This window comes from Pseudomonas gingeri (assembly GCF_013385635.1).
Classification (GTDB): Bacteria; Pseudomonadota; Gammaproteobacteria; order Pseudomonadales; family Pseudomonadaceae; genus Aquipseudomonas; species Aquipseudomonas gingeri_A.
Window position 1 is genome coordinate 22,337 of sequence record NZ_JACAPR010000004.1, and the last position, 15,514, is coordinate 37,850.

Here is a 15,514-nt window from a genome sequence, read left to right on the forward strand (position 1 = left end):
CCGCGTCACACATCCAAAGCGAAAGCGGAGCACCCAGAGAGGTATTCCCACTCGGGAGCGTGGGAATGATCGGTAGTTTTTTGCGGGCAAATTCAAGCTAGTACCAGCGCTGAATCTCGATCAGCCCTTCCAGTCCCGCGTAGTTGCGAGCACTGGAGTATCGCCAGTGCTCTGCTTGATCGACGTAACCGCGCTTCACCGGGTTGTGATGGATGTAGTCGAGCTTTTCGCGCATGACCTGTTCGCTGTACACCAATTCGGCGTGTGAGCCTTCCTGCCAGAACTGATAGACCCGGTCCTGCTTGTGAGCGCGTTTGCTGAAGCGCAGGCGCTGTAATGCACGTTCCGCGTTGTTCTTTTGAAGGTGATCAATGATCCGGCGCGCGGTGAATGATTTGAAGCTGCTGAGGCATGTGTTCAACTCGGGAGCCTGGGCGACGAAATGCAGATGGTTTTCCAGTACGACGTAGCCATATAGGCGCAGTCCCTGATTGGCTTGTTGATAACGCCAGCAGTCCAGTAGCAAGGTGACGAGGGCGGGGCGGGTGAACAGAGGCAGCCATTCCAGCACAGTGCAGGTGAGGAAGTGGGGTTTATCGGGTTCAGTGATGGTGTAGCGGCTTCTGCCCATGGATTCATCCTTGAATCGGCGGTGGCTTGGCGACGCGGAGCGTCGGTGGAGGCATTCCCACGCAGAGCGTGGGAATGATCATCATTGGAGCTTAGATGACGTCGAAGAGTGGCTGCAGCGCAAAGTGTCAGCAGATATGGCTATCGACGCAGAACCACCCCAACACAACCGTATACAGACCGGCCTCACCCCACCGATCGTTCCCACGCTCCGCGTGGTAACGCGGCCCGTGACGCTCCGCGTCACACATCCAAAGCGGACGCAGAGCATCCGGATAGGCATTCCCACGCTGGCGCGTGGGAACGATCGGTGCGAGGACGTCAGGCGTGGACTTCCTGCGTGGCCTTGCGGGTGACGCGTCCCAGTACCAGGCTGCACAGCGCCGGCAGGAACAGCAGGGTCAGCAAGGTGCCGACCAGGACGCCGCCGATCAGTACATAGGCCAGCGACGACCAGAACACCGACAGCGTCAGCGGGATAAACGCCAGTGCCGCCGCCAGCGCGGTCAGCACCACCGGTCGCGCGCGGCGTACCGTGGCTTCGATGATCGCCTCGCGGATCGCCATGCCGTGTTCCTGGTTCTGGCGGATCTGGTCGGTGAAGATCAGCGTGTTGCGCATCAGGATCCCGCCGATGCCGATCAGCCCGAGAATCGCGTTGAAACCGAATGGCTGGTTGAACAACAGCAGGGTCGGCACCGCGCCGATCAGGCCGAGGGGCGCGGTGGCGAAGACCATGAACATCACGCCGAACGAACGCACCTGGAACATGATCACCAGCAGGGTCAGCAGGATCATGATCGGGAACAGCGCCGCCAGCGCGACGTTGGCCTTGACGCTTTCTTCCACGGGCCCGGCGATCACCACCCGGTAGCCGCCCGGCAGCTTGGCCAGCAGCGGCTGCAGGTCGGCCCAGACCGCCAGCTCGACATCCGGCGGCTGGCTGCCGTCGACAATGTCGGCACGCACTTCAAAGGTAGTGGCGCGGTCGCGGCGCTTGAGGATCGGATCCTCCATCACCGGCTGGAAATGCCCGACCTGGGACAGCGGCACCGACTCCCCGGCGTTGTTGGTCAGGGTCATGTTGTCGAGGTTGCCGAGGTCTTCGCGCTGGTCGCCGCGGGAGCGCGCCACCACCGACACCACCCGCGTGCCTTCGCGTACTTCGGTGATAGGGTTGCCGCTGAGCAGGGCATTGAGCTGGGATTTCACCTGGTCCGGAGTGAAGCCCAGCAGACGCAGACGATCCTGATCCAGGGCCAGGCGATAGCCGCTGGTGCGCTCGCCCCAGTCGAGGAAGGCGTCGCGGGTCAGCTTGTTGGCCGCGACCACCTGGCGCACCTGCTCGGCCAGTCCACGGAGCACGTCGGCATCCGGCCCGGACACCCGGAAGACCACGGGGAAGGGCACCGGCGGACCGAACAGCAACTGCGTGACCCGTACCCGCGCCGAGGGAAATTCGCCGGCGGCGATCCGTTCGCGCATCTTCAGTTTCAGCGCATCGCGAGCATGGGCATCGGCTGTCTGCACGATCAGCTTGGCGAAGGCCGGGTCCGGCAGTTCCGGGTTCAGCGACAGGAAGAAGCGTGGCGCACCGCCACCGACATAGCTGTCCACCAGCAGGGTCTGCGGTTCCTCCAGCAAGGCCTTCTCCACCTGGGCGGTTACCGCCTCGGTGCTCTTGAAGGCGCTGCCCGGCGGCATATAGACCTCGAGGATCAGTTCCGAACGGTCGGAGTTGGGGAAGAACTGCTTCTTCACCACGCCCATGCCCAGGCCGCAGAGGACAAAGGCCGCCACCACCAGCCCGGTGACCAGCCAGCGGTGGGCGATGCAGCGTTCCACCAGGGCACGGAAACGCCGATACCAGCGACCGTCATAGATCGCCTCGTGGCCACCCGGGACCGGTTTGATGTCTGGCAGCAGCTTGACCCCCAGGTACGGGGTGAAGACCACCGCCACCAGCCAGGAGGCGATCAACGCGAAGCCGACGATCCAGAAGATGTTCCCGGCGTATTCCCCGGCACTGGAGCGGGCGAAACCCACCGGCAGGAAACCGATGATGGTCACCAGGGTGCCGGTCAGCATGGGCGCCGCGGTGGAGCTCCAGGCAAAGGTCGCGGCATGGATGCGGTCGAAGCCTTCCTCGAGTTTCACCACCATCATTTCAATGGCAATGATCGCATCGTCCACCAGTAGGCCGAGGGAAATGATCAGCGCGCCGAGGGTGATGCGGTCGAACTCGCGCCCGGTCATCAGCATGATCACGAAGACGATGGACAGGGTCAGCGGCACGGCGGCGGCCACCACCAGGCCGACCCGGAAACCCAGGGCCAGCAGGCTGATCACCATCACCACGGCGAGGGCGACAAAGAACTTCAGCATGAACTCGTTGACTGCCAGGCGGATGTTCTTCGCCTGGTCCGCGACCTTGTCGAAACGCATGCCCAGCGGCAGGTCCGCGTGGATGCGCGTTTCCTCGGCCTGCAGGGCCTTGTCCAGTTCCAGACCGTTCCAGTGTTTTTCCATGATCACGCCGAGCATCAGCGCGGGGTCGCCCTGATGGCGGATGCGATAGCCGGGCGGGTCTTCATAGCCACGGGTCACCGTCGCCACATCGGCGATCCGCAGCACCCTGCCATTGGCCACCAGCGGCACGTTTTCGATCAGCGCGAGGCTGTCGAAGGCGCCGTCGACGCGGATATAGGCCCGGGCCCCGGCGGTCTCGACAAAACCCGAGGGGGTCACGCTGTTCTGCGCGGCGAGGGCGGCGAAGATTTGCTCCGGCTTGATGCCCAGGGTCGCCAGGCGCTCATAGGAGAACTCGACGAAGATCCGCTGGGCCTGTTCGCCGAGGATATTGACCTTCTTCACCCCGGGGAGGTTGAGCAGGCCCTGGCGCAGGTTCTCGGCCATCTGCACCTGCTGGCGATGGGGCAGGTCCTGGGCTTCGAGGGCATAGAGGGCGAAATAGACATCCGAATACTCATCGTTGAAGAACGGTCCGATCACGCCCTTGGGCAGTTTCGAGGCTTCGTCGCCGAGTTTCTTGCGGGTCTGGTAGAACAGGTCCTGGATTTCATCGGGCCGCGTGGAGTCGAGGAAGCTGACCTTCATCGAGACAAAACCGGGCTGGGCAATGGTCTCGACCCGGTCGTAGGAGTCCAGCTCCTGCAGGCGTTTTTCCAGGCGGTCGGCCACCTGTTCCTGCATTTCCTGGGCCGTGGCGCCCGGCCAGGCGGCGGTCACGGTCATGATCTTGACGGTGAACAGCGGGTCTTCCGAACGCCCCAGCTTGCCGAAGGCGAAGATCCCCGAGGCGAGGATGGCGAGGATCAGGAACAGCGTGACCGCGCGGTGCTTGACCGCCAGTTGGGAAAGATTGAGGCCGCGCATATCAACGATCCTGGACAGGGGAAAGCGTTCGGTTCAAGGCCAGGGCCTGGGCGACCGGGACCCGCACCGGATCGCCGGGATGCAACAGGTGTGCGCCGAGGGCGACGATCAGCTGACCGGTGCTGACACCACTGTCGAGCACCGCGTATTCCTGGCCGAGACTGGCGACCTTGACCGGGGCGAAGCTGACCCGGTTGTCGCTGCCGATCAGCCACACGCCGGTGCCGGTGCCGGGATCATGCAGGGCGCCGATGGGCACGCGGGTCTGTTCCTGACCGGCGGCTGACAGGCGCACGGTGATGGTCGAGCCGATGGCGAAGCGCTCGGCCTGGCCGTCGAGTACATAGCGGGCCCGGAAGGTCCGGGTACTCGGATCGGCCGCCGCGGACAACTCGCGCAGACGCGCACCGACGGCCTGGTCCGGAGCGCCGAAGGGGAAGGCCTGGGCCGGATTGCCGGCCAGTGGGCGCTGGTTCTCCGGCAGGTTGATCACCGCTTCGCGGGCACCGTCCTGGGCCAGGCGGGCGACCACCTGGCCTTCGGCGACGACCTGGCCGCGATCGACCCGGACTTCGGTGATCACCCCGTCACCATCGGCCTTGAGCACCGAGTAGGTGCGGCGGTTTTCGATCTGCCGGGCGTCGGAGTCGGCCGAGGCCATTTCCGCTTCGGCGACCCGCAGGTTGGTCGCGGCCTGGTCGAAGATCTGCCGGGAGATGGCCCCGGTGGTCGTCAGGCGCTGGTAGCGGTTGGCGTCATCACGGCGCTGGCGCAGTTGCGCCTGGGCGGCGATGACGCGGTTTTTCGCGGCCTTGAGGGCCAGGTCGAAGTCCTGGATATCCAGCACCAGCAGGGTATCGCCCTTGTGCACGCGCTGGCCGGGATCGACCTTGCGCTCGATCACCTTGCCGCCGACGCGGAACCCCAGGTCGCTTTCGGTGCGGGCGGCGACCACCCCGGTATAGGCATTCTGCTGCTGGTTGGCCGGTTCCACCCGCACCGCCAGGACGGCACGGGGCGGGGCGGCGTCGACGCCAGTATCGGCCTGGCTGTTGCAACCGCCGAGCAGGACCAGCAGGGCCAGTGGGGTCAGGCGTGCCAGGTGGGTGTTGAAGGGCTTCATGGCTTGATTCTCATGTATTCGATTCTGAAAACAACGCTGCTCTGGTAGGAGCCGGCTTGCCGGCGATCCTATCGACGCGGTGTCCTGTCATTCCGCGTCGCCCGGATCGCCGGCAAGCCGGCTCCTACAGGGAGGCGTAGTGTCGAGTCAGGCGAGGCTCAGCCCCGGGGTTCGAGGATCATGCAGGTGGTCGTGCCCGTCGCATAAAGCCGGCCGTCGACGTCGTAGATGCGACCTTCGGCCAGGGCGGTGGAGCGCCCGAGGTGGACGACCTTGCCTTCGGCGCGGACCGGGCCGCTGCGGTTGGTCAGGGCCCGTACGTAGCTGATGCGCAGGTCCAGGGTGGTGTAGCCCTGGCCTTTCTGCAGGCGGGTATGCACCGCGCAGCCCATGCACGAGTCCAGCAGGGTCGCGGCATACCCGCCGTGGACGATACCCAGCGGGTTGTAGTGGCGGTTGTCGGGAGTGCCCTGGAACAGGAACAAACCTTCGGACCACTCGATGGGCACGAAGTCCAGCAGATCGCCGATAGGGGGCGCGGGCAGCTCGCCGTTGCCGATGCCATCGAAGAACTGCGCCGGCGTCAGTTCGCTGACCTGGGCCATGGTGAGACTGCCGGGGGCTTGCAGGCGACTGCGCATGGCCTGTTCCTGGGCTATCCATTGAGCCAGCGTGGCATCGCGGGTTGGGCTTTGCATGGGGCACCTCGACCGTGGGTGAAAAGCAATGAGAGAAAAAATTACAGGTATAATATTTATCTATATTATGGTCGAAATATAAATTAATCCAGCCCCCCGCACTCCCCTCGTGAGCATTAGCCCCAGGGCGGATGAGCTGGATCGGACCCGGAAGCCAGTCGTTCCATGGGTGGAACGATCAGATCGGTTTTTGCCGACTACCGCCAAAAACATAACGAATCTAAGCTGTGCCTCATAACCTGATGGAGGCATCCATGAAAAAGATTGTTGGCATCTACACCAGTCCGCGCGGCCATTGGGTCGGCGATGGTTTCCCGGTGCGCACGCTGTTTTCCTACGACAATCTGGGCCAGCAGATCAGCCCGTTCCTGTTGCTGGATCACGCCGGGCCGGCCGAATTCACCCCGACCGACGAGCGCCGCGGGGTCGGTCAGCATCCCCATCGCGGTTTCGAAACCGTGACCATCGTCTATGACGGCGAAGTCGAGCATCGCGATTCCACCGGTGCCGGCGGCGTGATCGGGCCGGGCGACGTGCAGTGGATGACCGCGGCGGCGGGGATCATCCACGAGGAGTTCCATTCCGAAGCCTTTGCCCGCCGTGGTGGCAAGCTGGAAATGGTCCAGCTCTGGGTCAACCTGCCGGCACGCGACAAATCGGCCCCGGCCGGCTACCAGAACATCCTCGACGGCGATATCCCGCGGATCGCCCTCAAGGACGCCGCCGGCAGCCTGCGCCTGATTGCCGGTGAGTTCGACGGGCACAAGGGGCCGGCACGGACCTTCACCCCCATCGATGTCTGGGATATCCGCCTCAACGCCGGCAAGACGCTGGACGTTGACCTGCACGCCGGCCGCAACACGGCGCTGGTGCTGCTGCGCGGTACGGTGCTGGTCAATGGCGAGGCCGTGGCGCGTCCGGGGCAACTGGTGCTATTCGCGCGGGACGGCGCACAGTTGTCCCTGGAGGCCAACGATGACGCGGTACTGCTGTTGCTCAGCGGCGAGCCCATCGACGAGCCGATCGTCGGCCATGGTCCGTTCGTGATGAACAGCGAGGCGGAAATCCACCAGGCGTTCACCGACTTCCACAGCGGGCGCTTCGGAACGATGCACAGCTGACGGCGAGCTGTAAGCTGCAAGTGAAAGCGGGCTATTCTTGGCGCTTGAAGCTTGCAGCTGTCCAGTTGCTCCCGGAGTCGTGCGATGCCAGACCTGTTCACTCAACACCCCCTCTTGTCCGAACACCCCCTGTTATGTGCGTTGCTGCTGCTGGTGGTCGACCTGTTGCTCTGGCGCCTGCTCGGCAGCCGCAGCAGCACCTGGAAGCTGGTGGTGCGCCTGTCGGTGTTTACGTTGTACAGCCTGGTGCTGTTCAACGAGGGCATGAACCCCCTGCAGATCGCACCCTGGCCCGAGGATGTGCCCCGGCACCTGGCCGCCACCGGCTTGCAGATCGGCTGGTGGCTGTTCGGTGCGCGGACCCTGACGGTGTTGCTCGGTACGGTGATGATGCAGCGGGTCGGGCATGCCGGGCGGTTGTTGCAGGATGTGCTGGGGGCGATCATTTTCCTGATCGCGATTGTCGCGGCGGCGGCCTATGTGCTCGATCTGCCGGTCAAGGGCGTGCTGGCGACCTCCGGGGCCCTGGCGATCATTGTCGGCCTGGCGTTGCAGAGCACCCTCAGCGACGTGTTCTCCGGCATCGTGCTCAACACCACCAAGCCGTACCAGGTGGATGACTGGATTTCCATCGACGGCATCGAAGGCAAGGTGGTCGATATCGACTGGCGCGCCACGCGCATGCAGACCTCCCAGGGCAGCCTGGCGGTGGTGCCCAACTCCCTGGCGGCGAAAGCCAAGATCATCAACTTCAGCCGGCCCAGGGACATGCATGGTGTGGTCATCAGCCTGCAGGTCAGTCCCCATGCCCGGCCGCACGTGGTGATCGAGGCCCTGGAGCGGGCGATGCTCGGCTGCCGGACGCTGCTGACGACGCCAGCGCCGAGCGTGGCCCTGAAAAGCTCCAGCGCGGCGGGGGTGGAATACGAGATCTGTGGTTTCGTGGTGTCGATGGGCCTCAAGCGCGAGGTGCGCAACCAGCTTTATGACCTGGCGTTCCGGCATCTGCAAGCCTCGGGCGTGAGCCTGTTGTCGACGGGGGAGAGCACGTCGCCGTCGACCATTTCCCGTTCGCGGGCCTTGCTGGAAAGCTCGGTGATTTTCTCGACCCTGCGTTCGGAGGAAAAGGACACCTTCAGCCAGAACATGACCCCGCAACTGTTCCGCGCCGGCAGCGTGATCCTGCCGCGGGGCGAGGTCAGCGATCATCTGTTCATCATCGAGTCGGGAGTGGTCTCGGTTACCTTGCTGCGCGGCGACAAGCCGATCGAAGCCGGGCGGATGGGACCGGGGGAGGTGATCGGCGAGGCCGGGATCCTCTCCGAAGAAGGCGTGCCGGCGGACTTCACGGCCAAGACCGATTGCATGCTGTACCGCATCGAGAAGGAATACCTCAAGCCCTGCCTGGATGCCCGCCACGACATCAGCGAGGCAATGAAGAGCCTGCTCGATCACCGTCTGCACGCGGCGCAGAACCTGACCCGCGAAGTGCCCAAGGTGGTGCCGAAGAGTGGCTTCATGCAGTGGTTGCGCAGCCGGGTCTGACCTGAGTGATCGACCCGGGTTGGCGTGTCACATTGAGTGTTCCACGCCGAACCCGCAGGCGCCGGGCTTGCCCGCGAAGAACGATAACGCGGCCTATCAGAAGTCCACGGTGGCCGAGACTTTCAGGGTACGCGGCGTACCCTGGGTCAGGTAGCCGCCGTTGGCCGAGGCCCAGTAGGCGGTATTGGCGACGTTCTCCAGGTTGGCGCGCAAGGTGATTGCCTTTTCATCCAGCTTGAAACGGTAGCGCGAGCCCAGGTCGAAGCGGTTCCAGGTCGGCAGACTGAGGGTGTTGCCGGCGTTTACATACTGCCCGCCGGTCCGCAGCATCCGGGCGCTCAACGCCGCTCCTTCGATCCCCGGGATATCCCAGTCGGCGCCCAGGTTGAGCTGGAAGCTCGGCACCCCGACCGCGCGGTTGCCGTCATTGCTGCCGTTGAGGGTGCCATCCAGCTCGGTCTTCATCACCGTCGCCCCACCCAGCAGGCGCAGGCCATCCAGCGGCTCGCCGTAGAGGTTGAGTTCGACGCCCTTGTTGATCTGCTCGCCATCGACCCGGAACACGTTGTCGGAGCCGGTGTAGCTCGACGGTTGCTCGATCCGGTAGACCCCCAGGCTCGCTCCGTAGGTGTCCATGTCCAGGCGTACCCCGGCCTCGACCTGCTTGCTGCGCACCGGGGCGAAGGTGGCGTCGCGGTTGACCGCCGAGGTCGGCGGCGTCGGGCCCTTGGCCAGGCCTTCGATGCGGTTGGCGTAGAACGTCACATGCTCCCAGGGCTTGATCACCAGCCCGTAGACCGGTGTGGTGACGGACTCTTCGTAACTGGCGTTGCGCGCGCCGGTGACGGTACTCCAGCCATCGACCACGATGGACTGGCGCCGCACGCCGAGGGTCAGCAGCACGCGGTCGTCGAGAAAGCCCAGGGTATCGGCCACCGCCGTACTTTTTATCTGGTTCTTGCCGACGATCCGCGGGTCGTGGATATCGCTGCCGAACGAGGTGGCGACCGGCCGCGGGCGCGGGACTACATCGTAGAGATTGTTGAAGTAGCGCGCGCTGGTGGCGATGGTTTCGTAGGCCGAGCGCTGTTCGCCCCACATGCCGGCCAGTCCGAAGTTCAGTTGATGGCTGACCGGTCCTGTCTGTAGACGGCCGTTGAGCCCGGCCATCAGGCTCTTGTTTTCCTCGTCGTGGGGCGAATAGAGCATGCCGCCGCGACCGTTGCCGGCCAGGTCGGTCAGGGTCAGCGAAGAGTACACGCCGTTTTCCCGGGTGTACTTGGCGCCTCCGGCGACGTAGCCGGTCCAGTTGTCGCTGAAGTCATACTCGGCGCGGGCCATGCCGAAGGTGTCCTCCAGTTGCGAGTAGCTCCAGTCCTGGGCGTAGTTGTCCCTGGCCGAGGGGGCATGGGGCACCTTGCTCAGGCCGGCGCCGAGGTAGACCACCGGCCGGCCCTGGTTGATCACCTGCTTCTGGTAACCGAAGTCCGCCGACAACCGCAGGCGCTCGCCGCGATAATCCAGGCCGAGGGTGGCGAGGGTCGAACGCTGGTCTTCGTCGTCGATACCGGTATCGCCTTCGCGTTGCAGCAGGTTGACCCGTGCGCCGAAGCGATTGTCCTCGCCGAAACGCTGGCCCAGGTCGATATGCCCACCGGTACGGCCGGAGCCGCCGGCATCGAGGGTCACGCTGCGGGTCGGAGTGTCCTCGGCGCGCTTGGGCTGCAGGTTGACGCCGCCGCCGATCCCACTGCCGCTGGGGGTGACGCCGTTGACAAAGGCGTTCGGGCCCTTGAACAGCTCGACCCGCTCCAGGGCCTCGGTGGCGATGATCTGCCGCGGCAGCACGCCATACAAACCGTTATAGGAAATATCGTCGCCGTTCAGCGGCAGACCGCGAATCATGAACACCTGGGAGAAGTTGCCGAACCCTGCGGACTGGCGCACCGAGGCGTCGTTGAGCAGCACATCGCCGACGGTCTGGGCCTGCTGATCGCGGATGGTTTGGGCGGTAAAACTGGTGACGCTGAACGGCACATCCTTGACCGACTGGGTGCCGAGCATGCCCAGGCGGGCGCTGCGGGCCACCTGGCCGCCGGCGTAGACCTCGGCATCCTGGGCGGACTGACCGTTGATGTTGGTCGCACCCAGCTCCAGGGCGCCGTTGGCCTCGACGTGGGGGGCGAGGGTGTAGCCGCTGCCGCCGCTGCTGACCAGGTCGAAGCCGCTGCCCTGCAGCAGTTGCTGGAAACCTTGCTGGACGCTGTAGTTGCCGTCGAGGCCGGGGCTCTGGCGGTTGCCGAGCAACGCCGGGTCGAAGGACAGGGGCACGCCGGCGGCAACGGCGAACTGCGCCAGCACCTGATGCAGCGGGCCGGCACCGATGGTGTAGCGGTGCGGGGTGTTTTCGGCGGCGACTTCGGCGGCGCTGGCAGGCGGCAGCGTCACGCCGAGGCTCAGGCCGACGGCCAGGGTCAGGGCCTTGAGTGGCAGGCGGGGAGTGAGGGGGGAGGAAGGCCTGGAAGTCATCGAACAATCCTGTCGGACGCGTGGAAACGCAAGGGGTTATCCACACACCGGACGAGAGCGGAAAAGGTATCAGTTAATAGCAATTATTTTTTGAGGCCCTCTACCACGATAGTTCCAGCTGTTGCTGATTCAATATCTTGCGTCGTGTTTTGACCGCTATGCCTACCAGGCGTACAGCACGTCCTTGTCTCTTGGTATTCCAGAGCCTTCGACATAAGCCATGCATCACTTCAGGCTCCAGTCCCAGTGCAGGTGCTTCGGCAGTTGAAGCGGAAAAATCAGAAAACTTGAGTTTGACGTAATTCTTGATGATGTACTCATCTTCGCCGATTTCGCTCAGGCGGGGTCGGAGCACAGCTAGCAGGGTCTTCAGTTTCTCTGTACAGAGTGCGAAGTCATGGCAATCCAAAGGCAGTGTGTGCTCAACTCCCAGCGAGCGGATCTCGCTGGGTTTTTCCTCATGATCCTCTTTGCCCTGACAGCGTTCCCAGACATAAAAACCGTGAGCGCCCAGATAACGCAGTAGCATGGGGATCTTATCGGCAGTCACGTCGCCACATCGACAGCAGCCCAGGTTTTCCAGCACCCCCCAGGTTTTGGGGCCAACTCCTGGGATTCTACGAATGTCGAGGGTCGAGAGAAAGGCATCTATTTCCCCGGGAGCAATGACGAATTGTCCGTTCGGTTTGTTCACCTCCGATGCGATCTTGGCCAGATACTTCAAAGGAGCGACACCCGCTGATGCGGTCAGTTTCAGTTCCTGCTCGATCGTTGCACGAATCTGAGTTGCCATGTAGGTGGCCGAACCGTTGCAGTGGGGTTGCCCGGATACATCCAGCGTGGCTTCATCGAGGGAAAGAAACTCGACCCTTGATGTATAACGCCGAAAAATGCCATCGAGCTTGCGAGTCATGGCCTCGTAAAGATTGAAGCGCACGGGCAGCAATATCAGTTCGGGGCACAGACGTTGTGCTGTCGCGGTCGCCATCCCGCTTTTCACTCCGAATCGCCTTGCGATGTAGTTGGCTGTACTGATAACTCCACGTTCGGCTGCCTGGCCCCCGACAGCTACTGGTCGTGAACGCAGCCAGGGCGCCTCAGGGAGTTCGACAGATACGAAGAAAGAATCCATGTCGACATGGATGTACTTTTTTCCTGAGCTGGAGCTTTTCCGGTTTGCAAGCATATCGATGCACCGAATCTTTCAGTCAAGTACTAAGACTCCGAGTGAGACTGTTCCGTCTTCGTTATGGATTTCATGCAGGCCCTGAACATGTGGTGCAAATTGAGCGTGCTGCATGGCTATTACTTCAATGGCCTGCAGATAAGCCACCAACGCAGCTGTCCAACGCTCGCCAGGGGCTATACACATGACCCCTGGAGGGTAGGGGATGACTCCTTCTGCAGCCACCATTCCGAGAGCATCTCCCAATTTTCTCAATCTGGCTTTGCCTTGCACAAACTGTTGATTGGCAACGTAAGGTGATCGGTCGTAGACAGCCAAATCGATCGAACTGAAGATCTCACTTTGTAGTTTTTCGACTTGGTGGGTGACATAAAGCTTACTGATCCGCTGACAGAGTTCATATAGGGACCACCCGTGATAGCGCGTCGCTGTATGCCGTAGTGAGGGCAGTACTTCAAGCACCGGTTTTTTTCCCCGTAAGTGGGCTTCGAATACTTTCAGGCAAGTGACTAGTCGCGCTAAACCAGTAACGTCACTGGATGGTGTTATCAGCAGGGTAAAGTTATAGAAATCTGTTTTTTCAGGCGTGAAGTCATTGTCGTGTAAGTACATTGCTACGACACATGCTGGCACTTCGAGTGATGTAGGACCATTGCCACGGGTTAGAAAAATCGCCTTGCACGGATCTCTGTAATGCAATCCTGGTTCAATACCCGATGCACCTCCCTGACTGTCTATAGGGTACGCAATCGAGTCGTTTGGACCTGATGTCGAAATCAGTGGCTTGATAAGCTGACATTGTTGAGTGACCTCGTTGCGCAATGCGTCGGCGGTAAGTGCAGCGCGTTCCCACTGACGTTCACCTTCACCCTCGGCGAGCATGGCCGCGTTGACCTCCAAGGACATGAACAAGGGATAGGATGGACTGGTGGAGGCGTGCTGCATGAATGCACTGTTGAATACCTGTCGTGTGCAGTACCTTGCTTGTCGTCGGATGTGCCGGTCCTTCTTGTGAATCTGCGAGGTCTGTGAAAGTCCGTACATCTGCTTGTGCACGGACTGAGTAACCAGAATGCCCGGCGATGCCCTGGTCAAGGGCGCTGCCATCGGCGAAAGCTCGGCAAGGGACTGAATAAAAGGTTCATAGCCCGCCCATGCGGCATCGAACAGGACGTAGTCACATAAATGCCCTATTCGTTCCAGCAGGGCAGCGGCATCGACAATGATCCCATCACACGTGGCGTGCTGGATTACCGCCAAGCGAAACGGTCGGGGCTGTCGGGCACGGCGTTCGCAAAGCACCGCGGCTTTTTGCCTTAGTCGGTCTTCGTCCAGAGCCCCAGGGCGGTAGCCGCCAAGAATGCCCAACCCATTCCGGACGTTTTCCAGATAGACCGGCAATGCACCGCATTGCACCAATGCCCCGATGAACACAGACTTGTGATTGTTGCGATCCATGAGCACCAAATCACCTGCTGCCAGCAGAGCACTGGTGACCACCTTATTCGCAGTGGACGTGCCATTGAGCACAAACCACGTCTCGTCAGCCCCGAAAACCTTGGCCGCCAGTTGTTCCGCCTCACGTACAGGACCTTCGTGGCTGAGGACGTCACCCAATTCCGGTGCTGCGTGGGGGACATCAATCTGGAAAACTCCAGACCCCACCAATTGCTTGAACCGAGCACCGGCCGGATGTTGGTCCAGGCCACCGCCCCCTTGATGACCTGGACAGGCATAGGTTGGCTTCTGTCTGGCGACAAAGGCTGCTACGGTACGACTGAACGGAGGCAATGCTTGTTGCTCGTAGATTTGCGCCGCAGCGATTATCCTGACCATGTCCTCGTCGGACAGTGGCGCTTGCAGGTGGGTTGCCAGAGGGCTCTCGATGGGAGGATCTCCAGGATCGCCAACGATGAATAGAGGCAGCTTCCATCGCTTTACTATCTGCGTCACGTGGTCATCCAGTGCGTCATCTGATGTCAGCAACAGTGCCGAACTGCGGGCGAGATTTTCACCGACGATCAACGAACGGGCCTGCACATTGGGCCAGTCACCCAAGGTGATTGAGACGCTATGCACGATTCTTATCATCAAGGCTTCCTTTCATATTCCAGCGTAACGGTGCGGCAAACAGCATGAGCGTCATCCAGATGAAAGTAGCCGGCCCCGCCAGCATGTAGACCAGACTGGCGACCAGCCCCGAAGCAGCATCACCGATAACGGCTGTAAAGTAGTACAGCGAGAAGTTCTTGCCGACTTCATGATCTTTTGACAGACACTGGATATTGGTGACGATGGCAATATCGACAAAGGCGCCAACGAACCCGACAAAGAACAGAATCAGCAGGAATAACCAGCTATTGAATTCGAGCGCCACGGCGGCCGTGGCGAAGAGTGCGCCATACACGACCCAGTAGCGCAGCACCAGGCGTGCGGTGGTGTGTTTGTTGAACCAGGTGTAGAGCACTCCGCCCAGCACCGTGCCCGCGGCCAACAGGGAGAACACATAGCCAACCGCTGCTTCGGAAGCGAAGTGTTCAAGTACCGAGGCTGGAAGAATGAAGCGGATCACCGAAGTCGCGAATAAGGCACAAAGTGTTGTACAGCAAATCACTGCGAACAGTGGCGCGTTATCGATCCTGAGTTTGCCCACGCATCGGGCCGCATCACGTATCAGGATCAGGCCATCAAAAGCGACTTTTGGGCTTCTCTTTCCGGGTTCCAACAGGGTGATGCTGACGGCGGACAACAGCAGACTGAAACCGAAGAATAGAAATGTCGCATTACTGGACAGCAGCAGGGCCAGTATCGAAAAAACCAGAGGGCCGAGAATTGAGGAAATGTCCTCGATTACTTGCACGCCGCTGTTGACCGAGGACAGCTGATCCTTCTCGACGATATCAGGAAAGTAGGCACGGAACGTCGGCACATACAAGCAATCTAGCGCGGTCATCAGCATCGCCAATCCGATGACTGCACCTAGTGTCGGGGTGGACAGGGTAAACAAGGCAAAGAAGGCCAGCGCCAGAAGACTTTTCGCCAACTCCACTCTCACCAGAGTGTGCTTTTTCTCGCAGTTATCCGCCAGCCAGCCTCCGATGGGGGAGCATACTACGCTCGGTAAATAGCGGAAGAAATAAACCACACCGATAAACAACAGATCCGCCTCGGCCATCGAGACGACGGCAACAGCGAAGGTCGTCTCGAATGCGAACTCACCGCATTTTGAGAAAAAATAGCCGACTGAAAGAGTGCGCGTACCTCGATTCAGACTCAACGCTCGCAT

The 15,514-nt window shown here is 61.6% G+C and carries 10 protein-coding genes; 2 read left to right on the forward strand and 8 right to left on the reverse strand.

Going from position 1 to position 15,514, the window contains the following annotated elements:
* Positions 1 to 97: 97 nt before the first annotated feature.
* The 4 genes from HX851_RS03400 to HX851_RS03415 all read right to left on the reverse strand — a co-directional run bounded on the left by HX851_RS03400 (position 98) and on the right by HX851_RS03415 (position 5,847).
* A complete protein-coding gene (locus tag HX851_RS03400) occupies positions 98 to 631 on the reverse strand; it encodes an REP-associated tyrosine transposase (protein WP_177065017.1) in 534 nt (177 codons plus the stop codon).
* Positions 632 to 951: 320 nt separating this feature from the next.
* Entirely contained in the window at positions 952 to 4,026 is a 3,075-nt protein-coding gene (locus HX851_RS03405; RefSeq protein ID WP_177065018.1) for an efflux RND transporter permease subunit, read from the reverse strand.
* A 1-nt stretch (position 4,027) separates the two neighbouring features.
* On the reverse strand, positions 4,028 to 5,149 hold the full coding sequence (locus HX851_RS03410; protein ID WP_177065019.1) for an efflux RND transporter periplasmic adaptor subunit: 1,122 nt from the start codon (positions 5,147 to 5,149) through the stop codon (positions 4,028 to 4,030).
* Between the two features lie 158 nt (positions 5,150 to 5,307).
* Positions 5,308 to 5,847 (reverse strand): PaaI family thioesterase, encoded by a 540-nt coding sequence (locus HX851_RS03415; RefSeq protein ID WP_177065020.1) that lies wholly within the window; start codon positions 5,845 to 5,847, stop codon positions 5,308 to 5,310.
* 254 nt (positions 5,848 to 6,101) lie between these two features.
* Here HX851_RS03415 and HX851_RS03420 point away from each other — a divergent pair, with 254 nt between their 5' ends.
* Together HX851_RS03420 and HX851_RS03425 are read left to right on the forward strand one after the other, a co-directional pair.
* A complete protein-coding gene (locus HX851_RS03420; protein WP_177061083.1) occupies positions 6,102 to 6,968 on the forward strand; it encodes a pirin family protein in 867 nt (288 codons plus the stop codon).
* An 84-nt stretch (positions 6,969 to 7,052) separates the two neighbouring features.
* Positions 7,053 to 8,513 (forward strand): mechanosensitive ion channel domain-containing protein, encoded by a 1,461-nt coding sequence (locus HX851_RS03425; RefSeq protein WP_177065021.1) that lies wholly within the window; start codon positions 7,053 to 7,055, stop codon positions 8,511 to 8,513.
* Between the two features lie 96 nt (positions 8,514 to 8,609).
* Here the strand turns inward: HX851_RS03425 and HX851_RS03430 are convergent, their stop codons facing one another.
* The 4 genes from HX851_RS03430 to HX851_RS03445 all read right to left on the reverse strand — a co-directional run bounded on the left by HX851_RS03430 (position 8,610) and on the right by HX851_RS03445 (position 15,514).
* Complete coding sequence (locus tag HX851_RS03430; RefSeq protein WP_177065022.1) at positions 8,610 to 11,042, reverse strand: TonB-dependent receptor; 2,433 nt, start codon at positions 11,040 to 11,042, stop codon at positions 8,610 to 8,612.
* A gap of 100 nt (positions 11,043 to 11,142) precedes the next feature.
* Positions 11,143 to 12,228: a DNA polymerase IV gene (dinB, locus tag HX851_RS03435; protein WP_177065023.1), complete on the reverse strand. Its 1,086-nt coding sequence runs from the start codon at positions 12,226 to 12,228 to the stop codon at positions 11,143 to 11,145.
* A gap of 18 nt (positions 12,229 to 12,246) precedes the next feature.
* A complete protein-coding gene (locus HX851_RS03440) occupies positions 12,247 to 14,319 on the reverse strand; it encodes an Orn/Lys/Arg family decarboxylase (RefSeq protein WP_177065024.1) in 2,073 nt (690 codons plus the stop codon).
* The gene (locus HX851_RS03445; RefSeq protein WP_177065025.1) at positions 14,300 to 15,514 is read right to left on the reverse strand and encodes an MFS transporter; all 1,215 of its coding nucleotides are present in this window, start codon (positions 15,512 to 15,514) and stop codon (positions 14,300 to 14,302) included. Before HX851_RS03445 ends, HX851_RS03440 begins: the two co-directional genes overlap by 20 nt.